The organism is Chitinophaga agrisoli (assembly GCF_008386695.1).
Taxonomy (GTDB): Bacteria; Bacteroidota; Bacteroidia; order Chitinophagales; family Chitinophagaceae; genus Chitinophaga; species Chitinophaga agrisoli.
Window position 1 is genome coordinate 1,773,704 of the sequence record NZ_VUOC01000004.1, and the last position, 25,869, is coordinate 1,799,572.

A 25,869-nucleotide genomic window follows, 5' to 3' on the forward strand; every position below is an offset into this window, starting at 1 on the left:
TTGGCTTTTAGCTTTTAGCGTGAGGCTTTTAGTTCCAGACAACGGCTAAAAGCTATCAGCTAAAGACTAATAGCTGCTTTTATACTATCGCCAAAATGTCTGATTCACGCATGATTAAGTAATCGTCGCCTTCAAAGCTGATCTCTGTACCGGAATATTTGCCATACAGTACGGTATCGCCCACTTTAACGGTAACGGGTTCGTCCTTTTTACCAGGACCGGCGGCTACCACGGTACCTTTCTGCGGTTTTTCTTTGGCAGTATCGGGGATGATGATGCCACCAGCGGTTTTTTCTTCAGCAGCTGCGGGTTTCACAATTACCCTGTCAGCTAAAGGTTTAATACTTAAATTCTTGGCCATAATATGTACATTTTATTTAGTAAAAGGTAAGTACGATTTTGACGTCTCTTCCGCCCACCAGAATAATGCCAATGGGTATTTCGGGTCAAATTTTCAGTCAGTTGGGATGGCAAATATAATCAGGAACTGACAGAAATGTCAATTTTTCCGGATTTACTGCCAAAAGCTGGTTAAACGGGGGTTTTGCAAGGAGCAGGCCGGTGGCAGTGATAGGAAAAAAGGGCGGCCGGCGCCTCCTATGTTACAACAAACGTCCATAAGCGGCGCTCCTGCTGCCTCTCCTGCCCTTACCCTACTGCGGGCTGCCCACAGGCGGCCCCTCCCTACCCGCCTGCCGGTAAACTGCTTTTGCCATTGTGAACAAATTCCTCTAGCTTTGCGCCCTTATTAGTTCTTGTTATAGTTATAAAAGATGATCAGTAGAAGAAACATCCGGGTAAAGGTAATGCAGACCCTTTACGCCCTGGAAACAATGGAACCAGGCACTATTAAACCAGGTACGGCTACCAGTCTGTTAAAAGATAAACTGGACCAAACCTGTCAGATCTTTACTTACTTACTCTACTCCATGGTACGTGTGGCGCAATATGCAGAGATAGATGCGCAGGCCCGTGCTTCAAAACACCTGCCTACCGCAGAAGACCTGCGTGTAAGCACCAAGATAACAGGAAATGAATTCATAGACCAGATCAACAATGACAAAGGTTTCCAGGTAAACCTTGAACAGTGGAAAATGAAATACCTGCCCGACCAGGACCTTCTACGGAAACTTTACAATACCCTGGCCGCTTCCGACAATTATAAGACCTATATAAATACACAGGAGCGCTCCAAAGCAACGGAGAAAGAGATCATAGAATACATCTATAAACAGATCCTTATCGGCAACGAATCCTTTGTGCAGCACATGGAAGACCATTTCCTGCACTGGGGCGATGACGCGGATATGATGTCCATCCTGATCAACAATTACCTTAATAAACCGCATCTGTTCAATTTCCTGCAGCTCATCAGCCAGGAAAAGCTGGAATATGCCCGCGAACTGCTGCTGACCGTGATCGATAAAAAGGACTACTGCCTGGAGCTTATCAAGCCCAAGCTGCAGAACTGGGACCCGGAGCGTATTGCAGCCGTGGACATGCTGCTCATGGAAATGGGCGTATGCGAATTCCTGTTCTTCCCCACCATTCCCACCAAGGTGACCATCAATGAATATATAGACCTGGCCAAAGCATACAGCACGCCGCAAAGCGGGCAGTTTGTGAACGGTATACTGGATAATATCCTGAAAGACCTGGAACAGGCCCAGCAGATACAGAAAATTGACCGTACAAAAAAATAATTACTTTTGTGCAGTAGCCCCCAGGCCTTTACGCCCTGGGCTGTAAAAATTGCTATGAAACGACTGTTTTATATCCTTATCAGCGCCGGTTTATTCATAACTGCCTGTAACACACAGGCCGCCAAAGATAACAGCCAGCAAACTGCCAGTGCTGCCCCCGGCGACAGCACACAGGTGTATCCTGAGATGACGTTTGAGCAAACCGTACACAATTTCGGCACGATCAAACAGGGAGAGAAAGTAGAATATGCCTTTAAATTCACCAACACCGGCAAAAAAGACCTGATCATACAGGATGCTATCGCCAGTTGCGGCTGTACGGTGCCTGAATGGCCCAAAGAGCCCATCAAACCAGGCGAAAGCGCATTTATGAAGGTAGTGTTCGACAGCCACGGCAAACAGGGTTTCACGGAAAAGGAGATCAGCATAAAAGCAAATACCAATCCTCCTTTCCTGCAGGGCCCCAAGATCCAGTGCACGATTGAACAGTAGTGGATATAAACAAATGCAATTAAACCAATAAACTAATAATTAGAATTACAACATGAACAACATGCTGAACATTTTACTGATGGGATCACCGGCAGGCGGCCAGGGTGGCGGCTCTCCAATGGTGTCTTTACTGTTCTTTGCGGGTATGATAGTAGTTATGTGGCTATTTATGATCCGCCCGCAGACTAAAAAAGCTAAACTGCAGAAACAATTCGGCGAAGGACTGCGCGAAGGAGATAAAATCGTAACAATCGCCGGTATCCACGGTAAGATAAAAAGGATCAATGCGGACAATACTATCCAGCTGGAAGTAAGCCCCGGCACCTTCTTCGTGATCGAACGCTCTGCTGTGAGCATGGAGTACACCCAGGCCCACCAGAAACCCGCTGCTGCTGAAGAGAAAAAATAATGTGCAAATATGCGAATGTGCAGATGCGGGAATGATTTGAAGTGATAGCTGCCATTTGATCAAGCGCAAAAATTATAATTGTCCCGTTCCGGTAAGCCGGGCGGGATTTTTTTTATGGTTTTCGTTAACTTGGCAACATGTTAAAGATCGGCATTACAGGCGGTATTGGCTCCGGTAAAAGCACCGTAGCCAGGATTTTTGAACTGCTGGGCATACCTGTATATTATGCAGATACAGCCGCCAAAGATATCATGAACCGCGACCCGGCGCTTAAAGCGCAGGTACAGGAGCATTTTGGCGCCGGTGTATATGATGAACACGGGCAGCTGATACGCCAACGCCTGGGCAATATCGTTTTTAACGACCAGGAAAAGCTGCAGCTCCTTAACTCCCTGGTGCACCCGGCCACTATCCGCGATTCTGAACAATGGGCGGCCCGGCAAACATCGCCCTATGTGCTCAAAGAGGCCGCGCTGCTTTTTGAATCAGAAGCTTTTCATTACCTCGATAAGATCATTGGCGTATCCGCGCCTGAGCACCTGCGTATACACCGCGTTATGCAGCGCGATAAAGTAAGCCGCAACGACGTGTTTGCACGCATGCATAAACAGATGGATGAGACCATTAAAATGCGTTTGTGCGATTATCTAATTTTTAATGATGAACAGCAGATGGTCATACCCCAGGTACTGGCGCTGCATGAACAACTGCTGGCGCTCAGTGAACAGGCTTCCGGAGCGCTAACAGCTAAAAGCTAACCACCATCTTCCATGTCTACCGGTAAAAAAGATCCAACAGGAAAAACCGTTATCGTAACAGAAGCAGGCAAACAGGCTACTACCCCGGTGCTGTTGCTGGAGCTGGACAATGATGTTGATCCGTCCGTAAAGATCAGCGCAGGGCTGGTAAAATATGTGGATGGCGACCGCAGGTGCCAGCGTATGCCCCTGCTCGACAAAAAATCACTGGCTATCTTTAATAAACTGCCTCCCGGCGTACAGCACCTGTTACTGCCCTGTACCCAGGAAGCCATGGTGCATAAGGAACTGCAGCTGAAAGACAAATTCCTGGCCTCCCCGGTCAAACATCAAACCCTGCAGCAATATGTACAGGAGGGTATGCAGTTATACCTGTATCATACCCTGCAGCAATTGCGGCCTTTAGCCCCCCTCCTGCCCTGGTTTTGCCAGGTGGTGGAGCATGGGATCGATAAGAAGATCCGGCCGGTAACGGTCAATAACTATAACCCGCTGCTCTCCTTTGAGCTGGTGCGTACCGGCGGCGGTACCCTGCGCCTCATGGCCTTTGTAACGGTAAACGGGCAGTCCTATCCCCTCTCTGATTTTGAGCAATACGGTTTTCTGCTCCGCAGCCGGGGCGAGCTGTTTATATTGCCTCCGGCAGATGGGCAGGCGCTGGCGCAGTTCAACATGGGTTTTATGGATGTACCGCGCAACCAGGAAGGCCCTTTCCTGCAACATACGCTGCCCGCGCTGGAAGCCCGTTACCCGGTGAATAAGAACATCCTCCTGCAAAAAGAGGCCGTTGATACGCCCCCGCAGTGTAATATCTGGTTTAGTGAGCTGAATAACAGCTTCCTCATGCTGCGGATCCAATGGCAATACGACCGCTTTCCGCTGGATGCCGCCGTAAAAGAGCCGCTGGTATGGATCACGGAAGGCGATGTACAGTACGAGATCAAACGGCATACAGATGCGGAGAAAGAGATGACGGCCTTTGTACGCGGCCTGCATGCGCGTTTTAGTCAGCAAAATAACGGTTACTTCTACCTGCCCTTTGCCGAAGCAGAGAAAAGCCAATGGCTGGTAAAATGTTACCGCAAGCTGATGGACCGCAATATTGGCGTATATGGCATGGACGAGCTGAAACATTTCCGCTACAATACCCATATACCGGAAATGGATATCCGCTGGCACAGCGATAATAAAGACACATTTGACCTGCAGGTAAAAGTACAATACGGCGATCAGGCGGTAGCCCTGGCAGATATCCAGAAAGCCTTGCTGCACCGTCAGCCCCACCTGCTGCTAAAGGATGGCACCATCGGTATCATCCCGGAAGAATGGCAGCAGAAATATGCCATGCTCTGGAAACTGGGCCAGGTACAGAAAGACCAGCTACGCCTGTCTAACCTGCACTTTACCGTAGCGCAGAACGTGCTGGATAACCCGGCAGATCCTAAAAAAGAAGCCATTCACCAGAAATGGGAACGCCTGCAACAGCAGCATTTTGCCGTACCTGGCGCCATACAGGCCCAGCTGCGCGATTACCAGAAAGCCGGTTTTGACTGGATGTGCCTGTTGGATGAAATGCAATGGGGCGGCTGCCTGGCAGATGATATGGGTCTTGGCAAGACCCTGCAGACCATCACCTTCCTGCAACACGTAAGCGAAAAATACCCGGGCGAGACCCAGCTGGTCGTATGTCCTACCTCCCTTATCTATAACTGGGAACATGAGCTGCAGAAGTTTGCGCCCAACCTGCGTTATGCCATCTACCACGGCCCCGGCCGTCAGTTTGACGAAGCCCAGTGGCGTTCCCAACAGCTTATCATCACCAGCTATGGCACCGTGCGCAGCGATATGGAGATCTTTTCCCGCTACGTATTTGGCTATGTAGTGCTGGACGAAAGCCAGGTGATCAAGAACCCCAGCTCGCAGACCACCCGCGCCTTACAGGTGCTGCAATGCAGGAACCGCCTCATCCTGAGCGGTACGCCCATCCAGAACAATACTATGGACCTGTTTGCCCAGATGAACTTTGCCAACCCCGGACTGCTAGGCAGTCAGACCTTCTTTAAAACAGAATTTGCCCACCCTATCGATAAATTTTCCGACGGCGCCAAAGCCGCGGACCTGCGCCGCCTCATCTATCCCTTTATGCTGCGCCGTACCAAGGAGCAGATCGCCAAGGACCTGCCGGACAAAACAGAGATCATTATGTGGTGCGAGATGGGCGATGAACAACGCCAGGTCTACGACCAGGTAAAAAAACTGTATAAGGAAAAGCTGTTAAACCGCATCCAGGCAGATGGCGTGGCCGCCAGCGCTATTTACATCCTCGAAGGCCTGACCCGGTTACGGCAGATCTGTAATGCGCCCCAGCTGGTAGAAGAACATGCCGGCGGCATTACCAGCTCCGTAAAACTGGATGAGCTGATGCGCGAGATAAGCGAGAATACCGGCTCGCATAAAGTACTGGTGTTTTCCCAGTTCACGGGCATGCTGCAATTGATTGCACAGGCCATGAACACCCAGGAGGTCCCCTTCCTGTACCTGGATGGCAGCACCAAAGCGGAAACCCGCCAGCAGCTGGTAAGCCAGTTCCAGCAGGACGAGCGCCAGCGCGTTTTCCTAATCAGCCTCAAGGCCGGCGGCGTGGGCCTTACCCTTACCGCCGCGGACTATGTATACCTGGTAGATCCCTGGTGGAACCCGGCGGCAGAACAGCAGGCCATTGACCGTACGCACCGTATTGGCCAGCAGAATAAAGTATTTGCCTATAAGATGATCTGTAAGGATAGCGTGGAGGAAAAGATCCTGGCGCTGCAGCAGCGTAAACAGATGATCGCGGATGATCTTATCAGTGAAGAGACCGGGTTTATGAAGAAACTTACGGAAGACGATATCGCCTTCCTCTTTAGCTAAAAAAAATATACGGATGAAAGAACAGGCAGATACACAATGGATTACTTTTAGGGTTACCTGCACATCTGGCTGTTCTCATCCGTATATCATCTCTCTGCACAATTTCCTATCATTCACATACCAGGTATATAGAAAAATACGTGCCAGCCTATACGCCGTATACGCAGGTTGTCCATAACCGTAGCAAGTGTTTATATGTTGCAACAGGATGATGAAATTTTGCTACGCATCCATTATACCGTTTATTTGTAGTAAATTATAAGAACAAATTATTCCCTATGTTACCCGTAAAAGTGGTTGCATACATGTTATTGCTGACTGTTGTGAGCTGGCAGTCAGCCTTTTGCAGTGAACAGCCTGCCCCCTTGCAGGACACTGGCGCCCTGCGTTTAAAACGTGGTACCAATATCAGCCATTGGCTATCGCAAAGCCGGCAGCGGGGTAAGGAACGGGCTGCCTTTTTCACAGAAAAGGACGTCAGCTTTATTACGGAGCATGGCTTTGATCACATCCGTATACCCGTAGACGAAGAGCAGCTTTGGGCAGAGGACCTTACAAAGGTAAAAGAGGCCTTTAACCTGCTGCACCAGGCCTTGCAATGGTGCTACCTGCATCACCTGAACGTAGTGATAGACCTGCACATCCTCCGCAGCCATTATTTCGACGCCAAATACAAGCCGTTATGGACCCAGCCCGAGGCGCAGGAACGTTTCCTGCGATGCTGGCAGGATCTAAGCGATGAGCTGAAAAGATACCCTACCTCCATGCTGGCCTATGAGCTCATGAACGAGCCGGTGGCCGATAGCGCCGCCCAGTGGAATGAGCTCCTGACCCGTGGCGTAGCTACCATACGCGCCAGGGAGCCCAAACGGATGATCGTGATAGGCAGTAACCGCTGGCAGTCTCTCACCAGTTTCCCGGAACTAAAGGTGCCGGAAAACGATCCTAATATTATCCTGAGCTTTCATTTCTATCAGCCCTTTACTTTAACGCATCATATGGCCAGCTGGACCAAGATCGCGGACTATGAAGGGCCGGTGCATTACCCGGGGCCTACTATCACTAAAAAGGAACTGGAAAGCCTGCCGGCGTCTATCCGTAACCTGCTGCCAGGCGCCGAACAGGCCTTTGATGCCAAAGTGATAGCGGCGCAGCTGCAGCCCGCTTTACAGCTGGCGCAGCGCCTGCATTTGCCGTTATATTGCGGGGAATGGGGGTGTTTGAATACCGTGCCGCGTAAAGACCGCCTGAACTGGTATAAGGATGTACGGAAGGTATTGGAGCAAAATAATATAGCCTGGAGCAACTGGGGTTATAAGGGTAAAGGATTTGGGATCGTGGGGGAAGATGGGGAAGCGGACAAGGGGTTGTTGAAGGCGTTGGTGAAATAACGATTTTAATGTTCTATGATGAATAACTGGCAAGAAAGGATCACATAATACCAAAACGGCCCGCACTTCCTAAAGCGCGGGCCGTTTCTATTACTTAGCCGCCGGAGCTGCCACAGGCGCGCTTGCCGGCGCTGCTGCTTCGCTCTTGCGTTTTTCCTTCATCTTATCACGCAGTTCCTTCTTTATCTGATCATATTGTTTTATCTGATCAGGCGTCAGTATTGCCTTATACTCCGCTTCCTTATCCTGGTTCAGTTTTCTTGCGCTTTTCAGTTTCGAGATCCTTGTTCCATTGCCTTTCATCACGCCGTCCATTTGCTTGGAATACTTCAGGTTAATGGCGTTGACCTTTTCCCGCTGGGCATCATTCAGTTGCAGCTGTGTACCCAGGAATTCGGACTGTTTCTCCGCCCTTTGCTCCGGTGTTGAGTTTTTAAAGTTCTGCTTGGCCTGGGCAGATACTGCTGCCGGCGCCAATGCCAGGAGCAGCATGAAAAACGAGATGACTTTGATGAGCGATCTTGTCATAGGTGAATGTGTTTTAATGCTTTATTAATAAAAATAGGGTTTGCCATCGCTTTATGCGTATGACAAACTTAATATATTACCACTGAATATCATACGTCATTTCCCCACGGAACGTCAGCGGGGGCATTTTACCGGCAAATACCGGCCGGGCGGTGATGGGTTGTACTGGCATAACTAAATGTTTTACACTGCAATATTGCGATGTTACCGGCAGCTGGCATAGAACGGAATGGGCGAAACGGAAAAGATGGGGGGTGAAGGGGTAGCCGGGGCATATAAAGCCCCCTCAGGCATTCATCCAGGCCTTAAACGCAGGTACCCGCGCCTTGCTGATCAGCATCTTATCATGCGTAGGCGGCAAGGTTTTTACCAGCAGGCGGCTGTTAAAGAAAAAATCTACCTCCTGGATGGCTTTCCGCTGTACGATAAACTGGCGGTTGGCCCGGAAAAACAGCTGCGGGTCCAGCTGCTGCTGCAATTGTTCCAGGGTTAGATCAATCGTATATAATTTATGTTCCAGGGTGCAGGCCTGCACTACTTCATTGGTGGTATAGAACCAGGCAATATCCCCGGCTTTTACGGGCAGCAGTTTTTCCCGGAAATGCACCAGGAAGGATTGACGGTAGGCCGGCTGCTCCTGCAGGCCTTTTAACAGCTGCAACAGCTGATCCTGCGGCAGGGCATTTTTTGCAGCGCCTGCGCCGGTTAGCTGCCGGTATTTCTGCAAGGCACGGCCAATCTCTTCTGCATCATAGGGCTTTAGCACATAGTCAATACCGTTGCGTTTAAATGCTTGCAGCGCATAGTCGTTGTAAGCTGTTACAAAGATCACTGGCTGCGCTATGGGTGTTTGTTCAAATATTTCGAAGGACAGGCCATCAGCCAGCCGGATATCCATAAAAATAAGGTCGCAGTCATGCGGATGCTGCTGCAGCCAGCTTACGGAGGCGGCTACCCCGGGTAATATAGTGGCTACAGTAATGGCAGTATCTATGTCCTGCAACATATGCTGCAGGTTACGGGCCGTAACGGGTTCGTCTTCTATGATCAGTACTTGCATGAAAATTAGCTTTTGCCTTTAGCGGTTGGCTTTTAGCGATTAATATCCTCCTCCCTTCCCTCCTTCCAGCGGCAATTTCACCAGGAAATACTCCAATGTTCTTATGATCGTAATTTCCTTCTTCAGCAGTATCCGGAAGCGCTCGTTCAGGTTAGCCAACCCCAGCCCGGCAGAGGCCTGCGGCACAGCAATAGCCTGCAGGTTATTCTTTACGCACAACTCGTTATCCTGCACATATACCCGCACCTGCAACGGCTGCGATGCCAGCGCCCGGTTATGTTTAGCGGCATTTTCTACCAGCAGCTGTAAAGACAGATGCGGCAATAACTGCTGATGGTATAACGGCGGCACCTCTACGCTGATAACGATTCCCTCTTCAAAACGCATCTGCAGCAGCTCCGTAAAGGAATGCAACTGTTGCAGCTCCTCTTTCAGGGTGATGAGTTGCTGCTGTTCCTGCAGCAGGTTCCTGAAAATGCGGGACAGATGCCCTATGAACTGCTGGGCCTTTCCCGGGTTCTCCCTTATCATACCGGAGAGGGTGCTCAGTGAGTTAAAGAAAAAATGCGGGTTCAGGTGCTGTTTCATCAGCTCCAGCTCCGCATACAGGTACTGGCTTTTGATCTGTTCTGTTTCCAGGTCTTTGGCCTGGGCCTGCCGAAGCAGGTAAATGATGCGGATCACCAGTATTTCCAGCAGCCAGCAAAGGCTTAACCGCGCAAAATATACCACCCGGAAAAAGCGCAGGGGCAGGTGATGCGCATCGCTGAACAGGTTGCCCTGTACCACAATGCCTACGGTACTGCATAACAGCAGCAACAGGATATTCGATAACGGATAGATAGCAAAATCAGTGGCCAGTCCGCCCTTCCGCCAGCGGGGAAACCAGTGCAGGTTCAATTCGAATACTAACCAGCAATAGAGATAGGTAAAACAGAACTGAAAACAGAGCTCCGCCACGTTAAAGGTGCTGAACTGGCTTACCCAGCCATCGCTACGCGCCTGCAGCAGCTTGGGCAGGTTTACCAGCAGCGCTACCAGCAGGGAGCTGTATAAAACGATCTTTTTTTCGATGGCAAGTCTCATAAGCGGGCTTCAGGCATCAAAAATGGCGAAAATCAGGGAGATAATGGGGCCAGGGAGGGTGAAGCGGTAAAATTGAGGGGGGAATTTCAAAAAAAAGGTCCGGCATAACGCCGGACCTTTTATATCAAACATTCAGGCTGAATTCTATTTCTTCAGATCCGCAGTCTTAACATCTGCTGCACCGGCGGCTACCTTCTTGGCAGGCAGGGCTTCGCTTTCGTTAGACAGCTCATTCTTATGGTCAAAGTCAACCAGTACCGGTGCTGCCACAAAGATGGAAGAGTAAGTACCGGTCAGTACGCCTATCAGCATCGCGAATGCGAAACCGCGGGTTACTTCACCGCCAAAGATGAACAGGATCAGGATGGTCAGGAACACCGTCAGGGAGGTCATAATGGTACGGCTCAGCGTATCATTGATCGCGCGGTTGATGGTAGTATTCCTGTCCGCGCCTTTATTGGTGCGGAAGTACTCACGGATACGGTCAAATACGATCACCGTATCGTTCATGGAGAAGCCTATCACCGTTAATATCGCCGCAATAAAGTGCTGGTCAATTTCCAGGGTGAAGGGCACAATATCCTTGCAATAAGAGAACACGGCCAATGTTACCATCACGTCATGCAGCAGGGAGAAGATAGTACCGATAGAGTACTGCCATTTGCTGAACCGGACCAGGATGTACAGGAAGATCACTACCAGCGACAGGACCGTGGCCTTGATAGCGCCGGCGCGTAAGTCATCAGAGATAGTGGGCGATACTGTCTGTGACCCTACAATGTACTTGGCAGAGTTAAATGCCTCATAGGTCACGGAGCCGTCGTAGTATTTCTTCAGGCCTTCGAACAGTTTCTGGGTCACTTCCTTGTCAACTGCGATGCTTTGTTCTTCTACTTTATAAGAGGTAGTGATGTTCAGCTGGTTATTGCTGCCGCCTACTGTTTTCACATAAGGCTCAGCGCCAAATACTTTATGCAGGTCTTCGCGTACTTCGTTCTCGTTCACCGGTTTTTCAAAACGGATGGTGAAGCTACGGCCACCCTGGAAGTCAATACCGTGGTGGAAACCGTGGAAGAAGGAAGAAGCGCCCAGTACCATTACAAAGGCAGAGATCACATAGGCGATCTTACGTTTGCCTACGAAGTCAAAATTGGCGTGTTTGAAGATCTTACGGGAAACCGGCGTAAAGTATTCGAAGTGTCTTTTCTTGTTAGTCCACCAGTCGGTTACGATACGGGATACCAGGATACCGCAGAACAGGGACAGCAACAGACCGATGATCTGTGTGGTAGCAAAACCCAGTACCGGGCCCAGACCAAAGTAGAACAGGATGATAGCGGTCAGCAGGGAGGTAATGTGACCATCCAGCACCGGCGCATAAGAACGTTTATAACCGTCCTCTATCGCCTGCTGGTAGCTTTTACCGCGGCTCAGCTCATCCTTGATACGTTCAAAGATAATTACGTTCGTATCCACCGCCATACCGATGGTCAGTACCAGACCGGCAATACCAGGCATGGTCAGCGTAGCGCCCAGGGATGCCAGGATACCTACGGTGAACAGCAGGTTCAGGATCAGGGCGATGTTGGCTACCCAGCCGCCGGTGTTATAATACACCAGCATCAGTACGAATATGATAATGAAGGAGATGATAAAGGATATAGCGCCTGCCCGGATGGATTCTGCACCCAGGGTAGGACCAACGATCTGTTCCTGCACGATCTGTGCGGGCGCCGGCATTTTACCGGATTTCAGGATGTTGGCCATATCGGTGGCTTCTTCTACGGTAAAGCTACCGGAGATGGAAGAACGGCCGCCGGCGATCTCGCCTAAGATAGAAGGAGCAGAATATACGATACCGTCCAGTACGATGGCTACATAGTTAAAAGTAGAACGGTCGTCCGGGTTAGAAGGGGCCAGCTGGCCGGTGAGCTTACGCCAGTCGCGGGCGCCGGTGTTATCCATGGTCATGCTGATCTCGGGGCTACCGTTCTGGTCATAATCCTGGCGGGCGTCCACTACCCTTTCGCCGCTAACGGGCGGTGTGGGGTTGGCCGGGTTCACTTTCAGGGCATATACTTCTAATACACCGTTGCGGTCATTCTTATTTTCCTGTCCGTAGGCAAATACTACGTCTTTGGGCAGCACGCTCTTAAGGGCGGGCATCTGCAGGTAACGGCGGAAAGTACCGGTATCCTTAGGCAGGATCATACCTACGATCGGGCCCGGAACGATCTGCCCGTCCTGGGATATATAAGGACGCAGTACGGAGAACAGCGGGTTTGCTTTTGCAAAATCCCTTTCTGCCTGCGCCTGGTTTTGCAGGGAATCGCCTTTTTTACCTTTAGCAGCGCTGTCTTTAGCCAGGTAGTTATCCAGGCTGGCAGTTTTGCTGGTATCTGCGCTTGCTTTAGCAGTATCTGCTGCGGCGGAAGCCAGTAAAGCGGAATCAACTTGGGTGCTGTCTTCTGCTTTAGCCGTTTTACCGCCCAGGGCATTTTTCAGCGCTTCGTTGGCGGGTTGCAGTACGCCTACTACAAATTCCTGGCTGTTTTTATAGGTTTCGCGGAATTCCAGGTTAGCGCTGGCCTGCAGGTAGCGTCTAACACGGTCCGGGTTATCAACACCGGCCAGTTCCACAGAGATAATACCTTTATTCTGATCCAGGCTGATGTTAGGCTGTGCTACCCCGAACTTATCGATACGTTTCTGTAGTACCAGGTAAGTATTTTTGATGGCGGCGTTGGCCTCGCGGCGGATCACCGTCAGCACCTGCTGGTTGGTAGAGTTATAATTAATATCTTTTTCGTAGGCATTGGCGAAGATGCTGGCCAGGCGGCCGTTGGATTGTACTTCTTCATATGCCTGCCCAAACAGCGTTACGAAATCAGACTGGCTGCTTTTCTTACGGTCACGGGCCAGGTCCAGCGCCTTGTTAAAGGCCGGGTCCTTGGATTGGCCGCTGAGTGCGCGGATCACTTCTTCTACGCTTACATCCAGTACCACGTTCATACCGCCCTGAAGGTCAAGACCCAGGTTCAGTTCCCTTTCCTTTGCTTTTGTATAGGTTACATACCAGGGGAAACCTACGATCTGTTTGTTGCCAACACTGTCGAGGATCTCCTGCCTTCTTAACTTAACAAGGTCGTTGAGGGTGTCCTGGTAAAACGCACGCAGATTTGATTCCGTAGCGCCGGGATACTTCTGTTCAGGTGTAGGGTTTGTTTTGGTCACATCGTTCTGGGCCTGTGCTACGACCTTTTTTTCGTAGTTACGTACCAGGAACGTAAAGGACAATTGGTACAGCGATATGATGATCAGCGCCGCCGCAAAGATTCTAACCAGTCCCTTTAATTGCATATGCTTTCGGGTTTATAAATTTTTTTTAAGAGTTGCAAAGATAAAATTAAAATTGATATATTAAAGTCCTGCCCGGAATGGGCATTTTGTGCTATTTTTTGGCTGATCCAATCTGTCTTTGTATGCGCTATACCTGTTTCCTATTGATGCTACTATCCGCCTGCAACACCGACAAATATATGCAAACCCGGACGTATCCCGCAACAGATAATTTTTTAAGCGCCCTTTTGCACCGGAATTCCGCACGGCTGGGACCGGTATTTACGTACCCGGATTCCTTTCAATTACAGATCATTTATACCCGGATAGACCGGGACGCCCAAAACCAGCCCCATTTCCGGGATTATTATTACCGGGTGGATACTGGTCACTATTTTTATCCAGCGTCCACCGTAAAGCTCCCGGGGGCCATCCTGGCCCTGGAAAAGCTGAACGATCTCCATATCCCCGGCCTGGACCGCAACACGCCCATGTTCACGGAATGCCTCCACGGTATCACCAACAGCGTATTACGGGACCCTTCCGCTCCCGACAGTCTGCCCAGCATAGGCCATTATATAAATAAGGTGTTCCTGGTCAGCGATAACGACGCCTTTAACCGTTTGTACGAATTCATTGGACAACAGGCATTTAACGAGCGTTTATGGCAAATGGGCTATTCCCGGGCGCAGATCCGGACCCGCACCGGCACCGGGTACCTGCCCCCGGACAGCGGCCGGCATACCAATACCATCTGGTTTGCCCGTAACGGGCAGGAGCTGTACCGGCAACCGGCCGTTTACAGCCACCTGGCGTTTGCCCCCCGGCACGACAGCGCGGGGCGGTCTCATTTCCGCCGCCATCCCAATATACCGGACGAGCTGGTGCCCGGCGCCATGGACTTTTCCGAGAAAAACCGCCTCACCCTCCCGGACGTTCATATGATCCTCAAAAGCATAATTTTTCCGGATGCTGTAACAAAAAGTCATCAGTTCCGTTTAACGGAGGACGATTACCGGTTTTTATACCACAGCCTCTCCCGGCTGCCTACGGAAACCAGGTATCCCGCCTACGATACCTCAGAATTTTATCCTGCATATGTAAAATTCCTGCTGTTCGGAGGCGAGCGGGGTGCGGAAATGCCGCCTTACATCCGGATTTTTAATAAACCAGGATGGGCTTATGGATATTTAACCGATGTAGCCTATATTGCGGACTTCGCCCACAACATAGAGTTCATGCTTTCGGCTACCGTATACGTAAATAAAGGCGGGAATATAGACGGCCGGTATGAATTCAATGAGACAGGCAAACCATTTATGAAGGCACTGGGCCAGGTGATCTATGAGTATGAGCTTAAACGTAAAAGAAAATACCCTGCCAACCTGGCGCGTTATAAATAAAGAGCAGAAACTATATCAAATCAAATAAAAACTATCAGTTGTGATGAGGACTAAAAAGTATCGTTTTTTCTGGGCGGCAGCTGCCCTGATCGCTATTACCGGGTTTTCCGCGTGTTTGAAAGACGACAATACGCAGCCCCAAAGACAAGCGGCTAACATCCTGTTTGTTAATGGTTTAGTAGGCACAGACCTGGATATCTATGACGGCACGCAGAAACTGAACCAGTCTGCCTTCTCCTTAACCAAACTCCTGTTGCACCAACCCTACGCCGGCGCTTACATGTTTGATTTCAAGAAAGCAGGCGGAGACAGCCTCGTAGGCAGCACCAGCGCTTTCCAGTACGATTCACTGAACTACTATACCATCGTAGTATATGGCCAGACCCCGGCAAGGGTAACTGCCTTAAAAGATGATTTTACAGACGCCAAGGGCGATAAGATCAACTACCGTTTCTTCCACATGAGCCCCAATACAGACGCAGTAGATCTGTACCTGAATGATACCAGGATAGATAGCAACGTAGTATTTGGCGGCGGCTTCCGCAACGGGTTTACCGCGCTGACCTCCTCCCTGAGCAACCCTAAGCTGGTTGTAAAGCTGGCAGGCACCAATACCGTAATAGCTGAAAACGATGATCCTGCCTTTACCGTAGGCGCAGGCGGCGTATTTACCTTCCTCCTTACCGGCTTAAAAGGTAGCAGCGACGATAAAGTGAAACTGAGGATAGACGATACCGTGAGCTACTATTAATGATATTTTTTTCCAGATAAAGAGCTGTCCCGCTTACGGGGCAGCTCTTTTTTTATACAGTATCCAGCCCCTTCGCGGATGTATGCCTGCATTTTTATATACGGCCTTGCATTTCGGGATTTTAACTGTAGGTTTGCCGCGGTCAACCTACATTTTAATCTTATGACACAACTCGCTGAAAGGTTATCACGGATATCCGAGCCAGAAACTATCAAGATGGCAAAACTAACCCGGGAGCTGAAAGCCAAGGGTATAGACATTGTAGACCTGAGTATAGGGGAGCCTGATTTTGATACGCCCCCGCATATCAGGGAAGCCGCCAAAAAGGCGATTGACGAAGGGTTTACCCACTATACGCCGGTAGCCGGTTATGCGGACCTGCGGCAGGCAGTGGTACATAAACTCAAACGGGATAATAACCTGGAATATGCACCGGAGCAGATCATTGTATCCACCGGCGCAAAACAAAGCATTGCCAACGCAGTGCTGAGCATTGTAGACCCAGGCGATGAAGTGATCATCCCCACCCCCTACTGGGTCACCTACTCAGAACTGGTAAAACTGTGCCAGGGCGAAGTAAAATTTGTACCCTGCAGCATAGAAAATAAATATAAGATAACACCGGACCAGCTGGAAGCCGCTATTACGCCCAAAACAAAGCTGTTCATGTTCTCCAGCCCCTGCAACCCTACCGGCGCCGTATACTCCAAAGAGGAGCTGGCCGCGCTGGCAGAGGTATTTGCCCGGCACCCGCAGATCTTTATCATTGCAGATGAGATCTATGAGTACATCAACTATGTAGGCAAACATGAAAGCATTGCGCAGTTTGGCGATCTGAAAGAGCGTACTGTCCTCATCAACGGCCTCAGTAAAGGTTTTGCCATGACGGGCTGGCGCCTGGGCTACCTGGCTGCGCCGACGGCCCTGGCCAAGGCAGCAGATAAGATCCAGAGCCAGTTCACCTCCGCTACCTGCTCCATTACCCAACGGGCCGCTATTACCGCCCTTACCGGCGATCTTAGCTCCGCTATGGCCATGGTGGCAGCGTTCAAAAAACGCCGGGCGTTCATCTATGGCGCGCTCTCCAACATCACCGGCCTGAAGGTAATAGAACCGGAAGGCGCTTTTTATATGTTCCCGGATGTAAGCGCGTTCTTTGGCAAGTCCTTCGAAGGCGCCACCATCAACAATGCGGACGATCTGTGTATGTATCTGTTACACAAAGCCCATCTGTCCGTGGTGACCGGGGCTGCGTTCCAGCAACGGAACTGTATCCGTATCTCCTATGCCAATTCCATGGAAAAACTGGAAGAAGGCATGAAAAGGATGGCGCAGGGCCTGGGACAGCTGCAATAGTCTATCTCTTACATACCTGCATTAAAATTTATATATATTTGTGTGAAAATATAGAAGATAGATGAGCACCCAGCAAATGCTTTACATTGTAATTACGATTGGCGCTATTGCGCTGGTGTATATGACCATCAAGGACCTGATGGGCAAAAAGGGCAAAAAAGAAGAGGAAACCGGCAATTCCGGCCCCGCCACCGGCAACAGCGCCGCCGTACTGCCCCTGCAACTGCAGGCCTACGAGCGCCTGGTGCTGCTGGTAGACCGTATCAACCCGCAAAGCCTTATCAGCCGCCTGTATGCGCCGGAGATGACAGTGGTGGATATGCAGATCTCCCTGGTACACACCATCAAAGCGGAATTTGATCATAACATCGCCCAACAGATCTATGTATCCCCCGCTGCCTGGGAAACCGTAAAAACGTTGAAGGAGCAGATCATCACCCTCATCAACCAGCTGTCTGCCCAGCTGCCGCAGGACGCCCCGGCGCGCGAGCTGAATGTAAAGATCCTGGAAATCTTCCTCCAGGCAGGCGAATCGCCTTCTGAGCTGGCCGCCCAGATCCTGAATGCAGAAGCAAAGAAGATCATGAAATAAACGTCAAACCAATAAATAATAAAGCCGGATACGTCATGTACCCGGCTTTATTATTTATTGCTATTGCAACCGTGGTTATCTTATATGCAACCCGTGTGCAATCCGTATTAAAAGCGTTCACTACCCGTATTAAAAGCGTTCAAACCCGGGGTAAAAGCGTTCAATTCATTCCCCTACTCCACCATTTCTACCCGTTTAGGCCGGATCACCTCATACAACAGGTAGCTTTTCCCGTTAAAGGAGATATACAGCGGCGGGCACATGTACCAGGGCACATCCGGACCGCTTTTGGCATGGGCCTGTATATGCAGGTGGGGCTCTGAGCTGAAACCGGAGTTGCCTACGCAACCCAGGGCCTGCCCTTGTACCACCCATTGGCCCTCATGCACCACTACGCTCCCTTTTTTCATATGCGCCAGGAAAATATAGCTGGAATCTGTTTCCAGCAGCACCTGGTTGGTATTTTGTGGCCCCCGGTCCATATTGGGAGGGATGTTATCCGGGTTATCGCTATACGCCCGCAACACCCGTCCCGCGCAGGGGCTATAGATAGTATCGTTAAAGATCTCGTAATCCTCCAGCCGCTGGCTAAAGACCTTATCGGCCCTGCCGCCCCAGCTGTTCAGTTTCACAATATCCATGGCGTAGATAGCGCCGCGCAGGCTATAATGGAACAGGTTTGTGGGCAGCCCCTTACCGCCCTGCAGCACAAAGTATTGCCCGGTCTTTAGCGGAAAGGCCAACTCCACCTTTTTTTGCTCCAGCCCGGTAGTACCGGTAAAATAGGTGATACACAGTACAATAAAGATCCCGGACCATAACAGGGAAAGGAACCTGGCCCATGGCTTTGGCGCTTTTGCCGTGCCGCGCCGCTTGCGGAAAAAGGCGGACAACAGGCATAACAGCAAACAGATCCCAAACACATACTTGGCATATACCGTAAGGTATACCCACGTGCCATAGAGGTACACAAAAACGCCCATGGTCAGGGCTAACAGGCAGCGGGACCAGCCATAACGGAAGGGCTTACCGGTGGCTGTGAACATGAGAAACAGGCTAAATAACGCAATTGCCAGTGCTAATGATAAGATGCCGTAAATAAACATAAGATAATGTTCTGATGTGCTAATGTGCTGATATGCTGATGGAATTGATGATTGATGTGATGAAGACGATCGCTGCATTAGTCATCAGCACATTAGCACATCAGCATATTAGCACATTAGAACGATTCCGTTTACAAAAGAACAAAATTATGTAACATTGTTTATGGAAAAACACGTTACAGATGCCGGCATCTCCATACAACCGGTATATACGCAGCCGGTACCTATGCAGGAGTTACCAGGGCAATTCCCTTTCACCCGCGGCATCCACGCCTCCATGTACCGCGATAAACTCTGGACCATGCGGCAGTACGCCGGGTTCAGCACCGCGGAAGCATCCAACCAGCGATATCATTACCTGTTACAGCAGGGCGTAATGGGCTTAAGCGTTGCTTTTGACCTGCCCACGCAGATCGGTTACGACTCTGACCATCCCATGGCAGAGGGCGAAGTAGGCAAAGTAGGCGTAGCCATCGACTCCATAGAAGATATGGAACGCCTGTTCCATGGTATTACGCTGGAGCAGATCTCCACTTCCATGACCATCAACGCCACCGGGTTCATCCTGCTGGCTTTATACATAGCCCTGGCCAAACGGCAGGGCGCTAACCTGAAACAACTCTCCGGCACCATCCAGAACGATATCCTCAAGGAATATGCTGCCAGGGGCACGTTCATCTACCCGCCCCAGCCCTCCATGCGGCTTATCACGGATATCTTTGCCTATTGCAGCCGGGAAGTACCCAAATGGAACACCATCTCCATCAGCGGTTACCATATCCGCGAGGCAGGGGCCAATGCCGTGCAGGAGCTGGCCTTTACCCTCTCTAACGGTAAGGCATATCTGCAGGCCGCCATTGCCCAGGGGCTGGATATAAACGTGTTTGCACAACGCCTTTCCTTTTTCTTTAATGCCCATAACCATTTGTTTGAGGAAGTGGCCAAATTCCGCGCCGCGCGGCGTATGTGGGCACAGATCACCAAATCCCTGGGCGCTACGGATACCAAGGCACAGATGCTGCGTTTCCATACGCAGACCGGCGGCAGCACCCTTACCGCCCAGCAACCGCATAACAATATTGTACGGGTGGCCGTGCAAACGCTGGCCGCTACCATGGGCGGCACCCAGTCCTTACATACCAACGGTTTTGACGAGGCGCTGTCACTGCCCACAGAAGAAGCGGCCCGTATAGCCCTGCGCACGCAGCAGATCATTGGTTATGAAAGCGGTGTAGCCGATACCGTAGACCCTCTGGCAGGCTCCTATTACGTAGAAGCCCTTACTAATGAAATGGAAACCCGCGCCTGGGAGCTGATAGGGAAGATAGACGCCATGGGCGGCGCAGTAAGCGCTATAGAGCAGGGTTTTGTACAGGAGGAGATCGCCCGCAGCGCCTACCGCTACCAGCAACAGGTAGAGAACGGCGAAAAGATCATTGTAGGCGTAAACAAGTTCGCCATGGAAGAACAGGGCGGCACAGAGATCTTCCGGATAGACGATAGCATCCGCAAAGTACAGACAGAGCGTCTGCAGGCATTACGCGCCAAAAGGGACAACCAGCAGGTGCAGGCCTTATTGCAGCAGCTGGAGGCGCAGGCCCGTACCACAGAGAACCTGATGCCGCTGGTAGTGACCGCCGTGGAAAACTATTGCACCCTGGGGGAGATAGCAGATGCACTGCGTAAGGTATGGGGAGAACACCGGTAATGTGCTAATATGCTGATGTGCTAATGTGCTGATGGCTTGGTACGATTTTAAAACATTTTGCCATTGCCACATTCATCCATCAAATCATTCACACATCAGCACATCAGCACATTAGCACATCAGCACATTATTTTACTATTTTTACACCATGCGCTTAATTTATTACAACAGTTGCCCGCTCTGCGGGTCGTCCAATATCCGGGAAGTACTAACAGCACAGGATTACACCGTATCCGGGGAGAAGTTCGATATATGGCACTGCGGCCATTGCGCCGGGCGTTTTACGCAGAATGTGCCCAGCAGCGGCCGTATTGGCCGGTATTACCAGTCGCAGGAATACATTAGCCATTCTGAGACCCGCAAGGGACTTATTAACCGTTTATATCACAGCGTACGCAAGATCACCCTGCGTTCCAAACATAACTGGGTAAAGGCCGCCACCGGTCTTAAAAACGGCAGTGTGCTCGATATTGGCTCCGGCACCGGCGCTTTCCTGCATTATATGCAACAGAACGGCTGGAAGGCCACCGGCCTGGAACCGGACGAGCAGGCCCGCCGCAATGCCCTGAGCCTCTATAAGGTAGAAGCGCAACCGGTAGAGCAGCTGTTCTCCCTGCCCGCAGGCAGCTATGACGCCATTACCATGTGGCATGTGCTGGAGCATGTGCACGAAGTACATGCTTATCTGCAGCAGATCAATACCCTTTTAAAAACAGACGGCGCCCTGCTGATAGCGGTGCCTAACTATACCTCTCCGGATGCGGAGCATTATGGCGCTTATTGGGCCGCCTATGATGTGCCCCGCCATCTCTACCACTTCTCTCCCACCGCTATGGAGCAGCTGCTGGAACAACATCATCTTAAGATCGTAAAAAAACACCCCATGGTGTTTGACGCATTCTATGTAAGCCTGCTGAGCGAGAAATACAAGACCGGCCGCAGCCGCATGCTGATGGGCGCCATCAATGGTTTCCGCTCCTACCGTAAAGGCTTAAAGGACACAGACCGTTGCAGCTCTATCGTCTACGAGATAAAAAAGAAAAACTAATAAGTAAGTAATAAAAAGAAAAAGCTGATCGCCACACATATAAAAGACGATCAGCTTTTTTCATTGTATGCTTTGGTGCTTAATACAGATAGTTCAGTGCAATGATATCATTGGCATTGAACGTACGGTTCCCACCGTTAGAACAGGCCAGCATCCAGGAGGCTGCATCCGGACCGGTAGGCGTACCGGGGATGGGCACAGCGCCTATACCGGCAGAACCTTCGTTACCAGCGCCGGCGGAGCCGCAGCTGAATGCGCGGTTCATATAATCCGTATGACGGAAGCCAATGCAATGGCCTATTTCATGCTGAATTACAGAGCCTACATAGTTTACGTTCGGGTTAGAGCCGTATGCCTGCGGGTGCGTGTTCATGCTTACAGAACTGTAAGGATTACCGCTGCTGGTGGGGAATCCGGAAGAGCCCAGGGTAATGAAACCACCGCTGGGGCCCTGATAGAAACCGCTGATGGTAATGTTGGCAGTGCCGCTGGTCACGCGCTGGAAAGTGATGCGCAGGCCCAGGTTGTTGTAACGTTGAATAGCCAGGTCTGTGCCTTGTACAAAAGCGGTACCTAAGCCTGTTACGCGTACGCGGATCACGCGGGGCAGGCCGGTTACCAGGTTATTGGTGCGGTACTGCTCTACTTCCGCAATGCGCAGGTTAGGCGTGGTAGGCACATCTGCCAGGTCCTGTGTAGAAAGCAGGATATCGCCTTCTACCAGGTAACCGCCGTCTACCTTACGGGCGCCGGCAATGTTAAATCCTTTGTTAGTGATCTGCTGTAATACTTCCTGAGGAACAGTTGACGCCTGTGCCGGTTGTTGCTGTACGGCGTCATTGTTTTCTTTCTGACAGGCTGTGAAGCAGGCGCCAGCTACGAGACAGCCTGCAATCGTGCGGGTTACTTGTCTGAACATAGATGTGGATTTTGGGTTTTGAATTGATTTGATTTGCTCATGCATAGTTTATATGTGTGTTATAGGATCATAAAGGCCATAGATAACGTGGTAGCGCACGGCATACCGGCGCATACGAATAGTAGTGATCTTTACGTTGATATGTGTGCGTGAAAAATGAATGGTGAAGTACAGTAAATGACGGCTTAGTGCTCACCAGGATAGCTTCAATTTCCACTGAAAGATTGATGTCCGGGATATGGTTCAGGGCATACGGATTCGCTCTTAAAAGTTTGTGCTAAAACGGATCAATTCAGATTTTGTTGTGCTCGACGATTTAGATTTTGGTCTGATGTATCGCTGAAATTTTTCTGCGTTTCAATATTACAACATTCGCATAATTTAAAAAAAACATTTTTGCCACTCTCAATAAAAATTGAATGGTACCGCTAATTGCATTAGCTTTAATAAACGCACTGCGATACATTATCAGCATGAGACACATCGTCGCCAGATCACTATTGGTGCTGCTGTTGCTGTTTTTACACCTGCAGCTTTCCGCCCGCCAACAACCGGGAACAGATACGCTTTTAAAACGATATGCTAATTTAATTAATACAAAAGCCGTTAAAGACAGCGGAGATAACGCCGTGTTTTACCTGGTCAGATTCCGCGTGTATCCCGGTACGGGAGCGCTTAACCGCTATGGTATCGTAAAGGTCCTCAACCGTTTATATTTTATCCTGCAGCAACCTGTCACAGATACTACGCTGCTGCATAATGTAGTATATACTTATCCCGCTAACAACAACTGGAAGAGCAGCGATCAATTACTGCGGCAATTGGAAAAGCTAAAGGACCACGACAGCCTGCGTTTGCAGCTAACGCTGGATACCAGCCTGGCCCTGCCGGAATGGTGCCATATACAGCGCATCCAGGCTAAACGTTTTGCCATAGCCCGGGTGCGTAAACAGGACTGGCCGCAGTTTATCGCCCAGGCCGCGGTACGCTCCGCAGACGCTATCCGTCAGCCAAAAACAGAGATCATCATCAGCGGCAATGATATGACGTTGAACCGCGTAAGTACCGTACAACAGCTGTATCCAAACCTGCAGGGCGCTAACATGACGGTATCCCTGAAAGAGAACCTGTTTGACACCGCAGATACAGACCTTACCGGCCGGTATGCCGATGCCGGTCTGGCATCCGATATCATCGATTCACACGCCACCATTATGGGCACCCTCATCGCCGGCGCCGGCAACAGCGGCCCGGAAGGAAAAGGCGCTGCTCCACAGGCCCGCCTCAGCTCTTCCGATTTTGCGAACCTGTTACCGGATGATGCCACCGTATACGGACGGCTGGGCATCCGCCTCCAGAACCACTCCTATGGCACCGGTATCGAGAACTACTATGGCGCGGAAGCCATGGCCTATGACCAGCAGATCGTAGCCATGGATACCATGATGCACGTATTCTCCTCCGGTAATGATGGCGACCAGGCCGCACCGGATGGCATTTACAGCGGTATACCCGGCTGGGCCAACCTCTCCGGCACTTACAAACAAGCCAAGAATGTGCTGGTAGCCGGCGGTACAGACGGCGGCAACCTGCTGCCCGTGGGTAGCGCCAAAGGCCCCGCCTACGACGGACGGGTAAAACCGGAGCTGGCAGCCTATGGGCTGGATGGCACTTCCAATGCCAGCGCCCTCACCAGCGGCATCAGCACCCTGGTACAGGACGCCTACCGCCAGCAATTTGGCCAAACCCCACCGGCCGTTTTAGTCAAGACCATCCTCATTAACAGCGCAGACGATATAGGTAACGCCCATGTAGATTATAGCAGCGGATATGGGGCTGTAAACGCCCTGCTGGCCATCAATGCCGTACGGGAACAACGTTTCCGCAGCGGCAGCGCTGCCAATGGCAGCGGCCAGGATATTGCCCTTACCGTGCCCGCAGGCACCGGGCAGGTAAAGATCACCCTGGGTTGGCCAGACCCGCCCGCCGCAGAAAATGCGCCCAAGGCCCTGGTAAATGACCTGGACCTATGGGTAACAAACGCAGCGGGCAACCGGTACGAGCCCTGGATCCTCAGCAGCTTCCCGGATGCAGACTCCCTGCAGGCACCCGCCCGCCGCGGCCGGGATACGCTGAACAATACGGAACAGGTGACCATCGATAACCCTTCCGGCGTGATCCGCGTGCACATCAGCGGCGCCAGCGTACCACAGGGCCCGCAGCCTTTTTATATCTCGTACCAGTATACGCCCCGCTCCTATTTCCGCTGGGATAACCCGGCCCCCGGCTCCAAACTGGCCGCCGGCAGCACCATCCCCCTCCGCTGGGCCACCTCCCGCACCGGTACCGGCACCCTGTATTATAGCCTGGACAGCGTTCGCTGGAATACCATCATCCTGGGGCAATCCCTGGCAGAAGGTACTTACAGCTGGCAGGTACCGGATGTGTTTTCGAAAGTATGGCTGCGCATGCTGCTGAATGATACAGCCTATGTAAGCCAGGCGTTCTACGTATCCCCCGCCCCGGAACTGCATGTTGGCTTTGACTGCACAGATTCCGCCATGCTGTACTGGCCCGCCATTCCCAATGCCAGTGGTTATGAAGTGTATGCCCTTACCGGCACTCACCTGAGCGTATATACCCGTACCAATAATACTTCCGTCATTATTCCCAAAGCCACTGTGGGTGGTACCTGGTTTACGATCAGCGCCATCCACCGCGATGGCTGGACCGGCGTACAGGCCAATGGCCTCGACTACCGCAACCAGGGCCTTAGCTGTTATGTAAGCGCCCTGCTGGCAGACCCGCAGGATAACCAGCGCGTAGTACTTGCCCTCAGCCTGGGCAGCCTGTATAACCTGCGCACCATCTGGTGGGAACGTCTCTCCGCAGGCAGCTTTACGCCCTTACAATCCACGCCCGTCAGCAGTGGCGTAACGGATTACACCATTACAGACGATAGCCCGCAACAGGGCATCAACCTGTACCGCGTGCGGCTGGAAACCACGGATGGGCGTATGATCCTCTCTGATACCGCATCCGCCGTGATACTGACAGACGAAAATGCCTTCTTCCTATATCCGAATCCCGTACCGAATACCCTGCAGCTCTTAAGCCGCTCATCAACAGAAAGATTATGCCGTATTGTAGACATCAGCGGGCGCGAAGTACGCCGGCTGATCGTGACCAACACCCAGGAATCGATAGATGTAGCCGGGCTGGCGCCAGGCGTGTATGTGCTGGCGTTGTATGAAGGAGGTAAGGAAGTGTTTGTGCGGAAATGGGTGAAGTTGTAGCGGTTAGCTTTTAG

20 protein-coding genes are annotated in these 25,869 nt (G+C 51.1%); 13 read left to right on the plus strand and 7 right to left on the minus strand.

All coding sequences use genetic code 11. The features are described from left to right. Nucleotides 1-79: 79 nt before the first annotated feature. Nucleotides 80-361, minus strand: coding sequence for a co-chaperone GroES (locus F0L74_RS26205; protein ID WP_089915754.1), 282 nt, complete (start codon nucleotides 359-361; stop codon nucleotides 80-82). A 412-nt stretch (nucleotides 362-773) separates the two neighbouring features. Between F0L74_RS26205 and nusB the strand changes: the two genes are divergently transcribed. The 6 genes from nusB to F0L74_RS26235 all read left to right on the plus strand — a co-directional run bounded on the left by nusB (nucleotide 774) and on the right by F0L74_RS26235 (nucleotide 7,663). Next, entirely contained in the window at nucleotides 774-1,703 is a 930-nt protein-coding gene (gene nusB, locus F0L74_RS26210; RefSeq protein WP_149840866.1) for a transcription antitermination factor NusB, read from the plus strand. Nucleotides 1,704-1,757: 54 nt separating this feature from the next. After that, nucleotides 1,758-2,195, plus strand: a complete 438-nt coding sequence (locus F0L74_RS26215; protein ID WP_149840867.1) for a DUF1573 domain-containing protein — start codon at nucleotides 1,758-1,760, stop codon at nucleotides 2,193-2,195. Between the two features lie 61 nt (nucleotides 2,196-2,256). Next, entirely contained in the window at nucleotides 2,257-2,604 is a 348-nt protein-coding gene (yajC, locus tag F0L74_RS26220) for a preprotein translocase subunit YajC (RefSeq protein WP_149840868.1), read from the plus strand. Between the two features lie 137 nt (nucleotides 2,605-2,741). After that, on the plus strand, nucleotides 2,742-3,362 hold the full coding sequence (coaE, locus tag F0L74_RS26225; protein ID WP_149840869.1) for a dephospho-CoA kinase: 621 nt from the start codon (nucleotides 2,742-2,744) through the stop codon (nucleotides 3,360-3,362). A gap of 12 nt (nucleotides 3,363-3,374) precedes the next feature. Further along, the gene (locus F0L74_RS26230; protein WP_149840870.1) at nucleotides 3,375-6,272 is read left to right on the plus strand and encodes a DEAD/DEAH box helicase; all 2,898 of its coding nucleotides are present in this window, start codon (nucleotides 3,375-3,377) and stop codon (nucleotides 6,270-6,272) included. 278 nt (nucleotides 6,273-6,550) lie between these two features. Beyond that, complete coding sequence (locus F0L74_RS26235; RefSeq protein ID WP_213087083.1) at nucleotides 6,551-7,663, plus strand: glycoside hydrolase family 5 protein; 1,113 nt, start codon at nucleotides 6,551-6,553, stop codon at nucleotides 7,661-7,663. A 90-nt stretch (nucleotides 7,664-7,753) separates the two neighbouring features. Here F0L74_RS26235 and F0L74_RS26240 read toward each other — a convergent pair whose 3' ends face one another. From F0L74_RS26240 to secDF, 4 genes are all read right to left on the minus strand, one after another. Then, nucleotides 7,754-8,191 (minus strand): DUF4890 domain-containing protein, encoded by a 438-nt coding sequence (locus F0L74_RS26240; RefSeq protein ID WP_149840871.1) that lies wholly within the window; start codon nucleotides 8,189-8,191, stop codon nucleotides 7,754-7,756. A gap of 286 nt (nucleotides 8,192-8,477) precedes the next feature. Then, on the minus strand, nucleotides 8,478-9,251 hold the full coding sequence (locus F0L74_RS26245; RefSeq protein WP_188316167.1) for a LytR/AlgR family response regulator transcription factor: 774 nt from the start codon (nucleotides 9,249-9,251) through the stop codon (nucleotides 8,478-8,480). A 39-nt stretch (nucleotides 9,252-9,290) separates the two neighbouring features. Next, complete coding sequence (locus tag F0L74_RS26250) at nucleotides 9,291-10,337, minus strand: sensor histidine kinase (RefSeq protein ID WP_149840873.1); 1,047 nt, start codon at nucleotides 10,335-10,337, stop codon at nucleotides 9,291-9,293. A gap of 144 nt (nucleotides 10,338-10,481) precedes the next feature. Beyond that, nucleotides 10,482-13,697: a protein translocase subunit SecDF gene (secDF, locus tag F0L74_RS26255; protein WP_149840874.1), complete on the minus strand. Its 3,216-nt coding sequence runs from the start codon at nucleotides 13,695-13,697 to the stop codon at nucleotides 10,482-10,484. A gap of 179 nt (nucleotides 13,698-13,876) precedes the next feature. On the opposite strand from secDF, the gene F0L74_RS26260 reads away from it, so the two are divergent. The 4 genes from F0L74_RS26260 to F0L74_RS26275 all read left to right on the plus strand — a co-directional run bounded on the left by F0L74_RS26260 (nucleotide 13,877) and on the right by F0L74_RS26275 (nucleotide 17,778). Next, entirely contained in the window at nucleotides 13,877-15,079 is a 1,203-nt protein-coding gene (locus tag F0L74_RS26260; RefSeq protein WP_188316168.1) for a serine hydrolase, read from the plus strand. A gap of 43 nt (nucleotides 15,080-15,122) precedes the next feature. Beyond that, nucleotides 15,123-15,830 carry a DUF4397 domain-containing protein gene (locus F0L74_RS26265; RefSeq protein WP_246197914.1) on the plus strand — a complete coding sequence of 236 codons (708 nt, stop codon included), beginning with the start codon at nucleotides 15,123-15,125 and terminating at the stop codon, nucleotides 15,828-15,830. A 216-nt stretch (nucleotides 15,831-16,046) separates the two neighbouring features. Beyond that, nucleotides 16,047-17,186 (plus strand): pyridoxal phosphate-dependent aminotransferase, encoded by a 1,140-nt coding sequence (locus F0L74_RS26270; protein WP_213087084.1) that lies wholly within the window; start codon nucleotides 16,047-16,049, stop codon nucleotides 17,184-17,186. Between the two features lie 61 nt (nucleotides 17,187-17,247). Further along, the gene (locus tag F0L74_RS26275) at nucleotides 17,248-17,778 is read left to right on the plus strand and encodes a DUF7935 family protein (protein ID WP_149840878.1); all 531 of its coding nucleotides are present in this window, start codon (nucleotides 17,248-17,250) and stop codon (nucleotides 17,776-17,778) included. A 173-nt stretch (nucleotides 17,779-17,951) separates the two neighbouring features. Here F0L74_RS26275 and F0L74_RS26280 read toward each other — a convergent pair whose 3' ends face one another. Next, nucleotides 17,952-18,824, minus strand: coding sequence for a M23 family metallopeptidase (locus F0L74_RS26280; RefSeq protein WP_188316169.1), 873 nt, complete (start codon nucleotides 18,822-18,824; stop codon nucleotides 17,952-17,954). A 223-nt stretch (nucleotides 18,825-19,047) separates the two neighbouring features. Here F0L74_RS26280 and F0L74_RS26285 point away from each other — a divergent pair, with 223 nt between their 5' ends. Together F0L74_RS26285 and F0L74_RS26290 are read left to right on the plus strand one after the other, a co-directional pair. Further along, nucleotides 19,048-20,592, plus strand: a complete 1,545-nt coding sequence (locus F0L74_RS26285) for an acyl-CoA mutase large subunit family protein (RefSeq protein WP_149840880.1) — start codon at nucleotides 19,048-19,050, stop codon at nucleotides 20,590-20,592. 148 nt (nucleotides 20,593-20,740) lie between these two features. Beyond that, on the plus strand, nucleotides 20,741-21,640 hold the full coding sequence (locus tag F0L74_RS26290; RefSeq protein WP_149840881.1) for a class I SAM-dependent methyltransferase: 900 nt from the start codon (nucleotides 20,741-20,743) through the stop codon (nucleotides 21,638-21,640). Between the two features lie 79 nt (nucleotides 21,641-21,719). Here F0L74_RS26290 and F0L74_RS26295 read toward each other — a convergent pair whose 3' ends face one another. Then, a complete protein-coding gene (locus tag F0L74_RS26295; RefSeq protein WP_149840882.1) occupies nucleotides 21,720-22,559 on the minus strand; it encodes a M57 family metalloprotease in 840 nt (279 codons plus the stop codon). A gap of 473 nt (nucleotides 22,560-23,032) precedes the next feature. Here F0L74_RS26295 and F0L74_RS26300 point away from each other — a divergent pair, with 473 nt between their 5' ends. After that, entirely contained in the window at nucleotides 23,033-25,855 is a 2,823-nt protein-coding gene (locus tag F0L74_RS26300; RefSeq protein ID WP_188316170.1) for a S8 family peptidase, read from the plus strand. Nucleotides 25,856-25,869: the final 14 nt, after the last annotated feature.

Excerpts from the sequence above, each read along its gene's own strand:
- F0L74_RS26230 (WP_149840870.1), top strand. The coding sequence starts at position 3,375 with ATGTCTACCGGTAAAAAAGATCCAACAGGAAAAACCGTTATCGTAACA.
- F0L74_RS26265 (WP_246197914.1), top strand. The coding sequence starts at position 15,123 with ATGAGGACTAAAAAGTATCGTTTTTTCTGGGCGGCAGCTGCCCTGATC.
- F0L74_RS26275 (WP_149840878.1), top strand. The coding sequence starts at position 17,248 with ATGAGCACCCAGCAAATGCTTTACATTGTAATTACGATTGGCGCTATT.
- F0L74_RS26295 (WP_149840882.1), bottom strand. The coding sequence starts at position 22,559 with ATGTTCAGACAAGTAACCCGCACGATTGCAGGCTGTCTCGTAGCTGGC.
- F0L74_RS26285 (WP_149840880.1), top strand. The coding sequence starts at position 19,048 with ATGGAAAAACACGTTACAGATGCCGGCATCTCCATACAACCGGTATAT.
- F0L74_RS26250 (WP_149840873.1), bottom strand. The coding sequence starts at position 10,337 with ATGAGACTTGCCATCGAAAAAAAGATCGTTTTATACAGCTCCCTGCTG.
- F0L74_RS26235 (WP_213087083.1), top strand. The coding sequence starts at position 6,551 with ATGTTACCCGTAAAAGTGGTTGCATACATGTTATTGCTGACTGTTGTG.
- F0L74_RS26280 (WP_188316169.1), bottom strand. The coding sequence starts at position 18,824 with ATGTTCACAGCCACCGGTAAGCCCTTCCGTTATGGCTGGTCCCGCTGC.
- F0L74_RS26245 (WP_188316167.1), bottom strand. The coding sequence starts at position 9,251 with ATGCAAGTACTGATCATAGAAGACGAACCCGTTACGGCCCGTAACCTG.
- yajC (WP_149840868.1), top strand. The coding sequence starts at position 2,257 with ATGCTGAACATTTTACTGATGGGATCACCGGCAGGCGGCCAGGGTGGC.
- coaE (WP_149840869.1), top strand. The coding sequence starts at position 2,742 with ATGTTAAAGATCGGCATTACAGGCGGTATTGGCTCCGGTAAAAGCACC.
- F0L74_RS26240 (WP_149840871.1), bottom strand. The coding sequence starts at position 8,191 with ATGACAAGATCGCTCATCAAAGTCATCTCGTTTTTCATGCTGCTCCTG.
- nusB (WP_149840866.1), top strand. The coding sequence starts at position 774 with ATGATCAGTAGAAGAAACATCCGGGTAAAGGTAATGCAGACCCTTTAC.
- F0L74_RS26300 (WP_188316170.1), top strand. The coding sequence starts at position 23,033 with ATGAGACACATCGTCGCCAGATCACTATTGGTGCTGCTGTTGCTGTTT.
- secDF (WP_149840874.1), bottom strand. The coding sequence starts at position 13,697 with ATGCAATTAAAGGGACTGGTTAGAATCTTTGCGGCGGCGCTGATCATC.
- F0L74_RS26205 (WP_089915754.1), bottom strand. The coding sequence starts at position 361 with ATGGCCAAGAATTTAAGTATTAAACCTTTAGCTGACAGGGTAATTGTG.
- F0L74_RS26270 (WP_213087084.1), top strand. The coding sequence starts at position 16,047 with ATGGCAAAACTAACCCGGGAGCTGAAAGCCAAGGGTATAGACATTGTA.
- F0L74_RS26290 (WP_149840881.1), top strand. The coding sequence starts at position 20,741 with ATGCGCTTAATTTATTACAACAGTTGCCCGCTCTGCGGGTCGTCCAAT.
- F0L74_RS26260 (WP_188316168.1), top strand. The coding sequence starts at position 13,877 with ATGCAAACCCGGACGTATCCCGCAACAGATAATTTTTTAAGCGCCCTT.
- F0L74_RS26215 (WP_149840867.1), top strand. The coding sequence starts at position 1,758 with ATGAAACGACTGTTTTATATCCTTATCAGCGCCGGTTTATTCATAACT.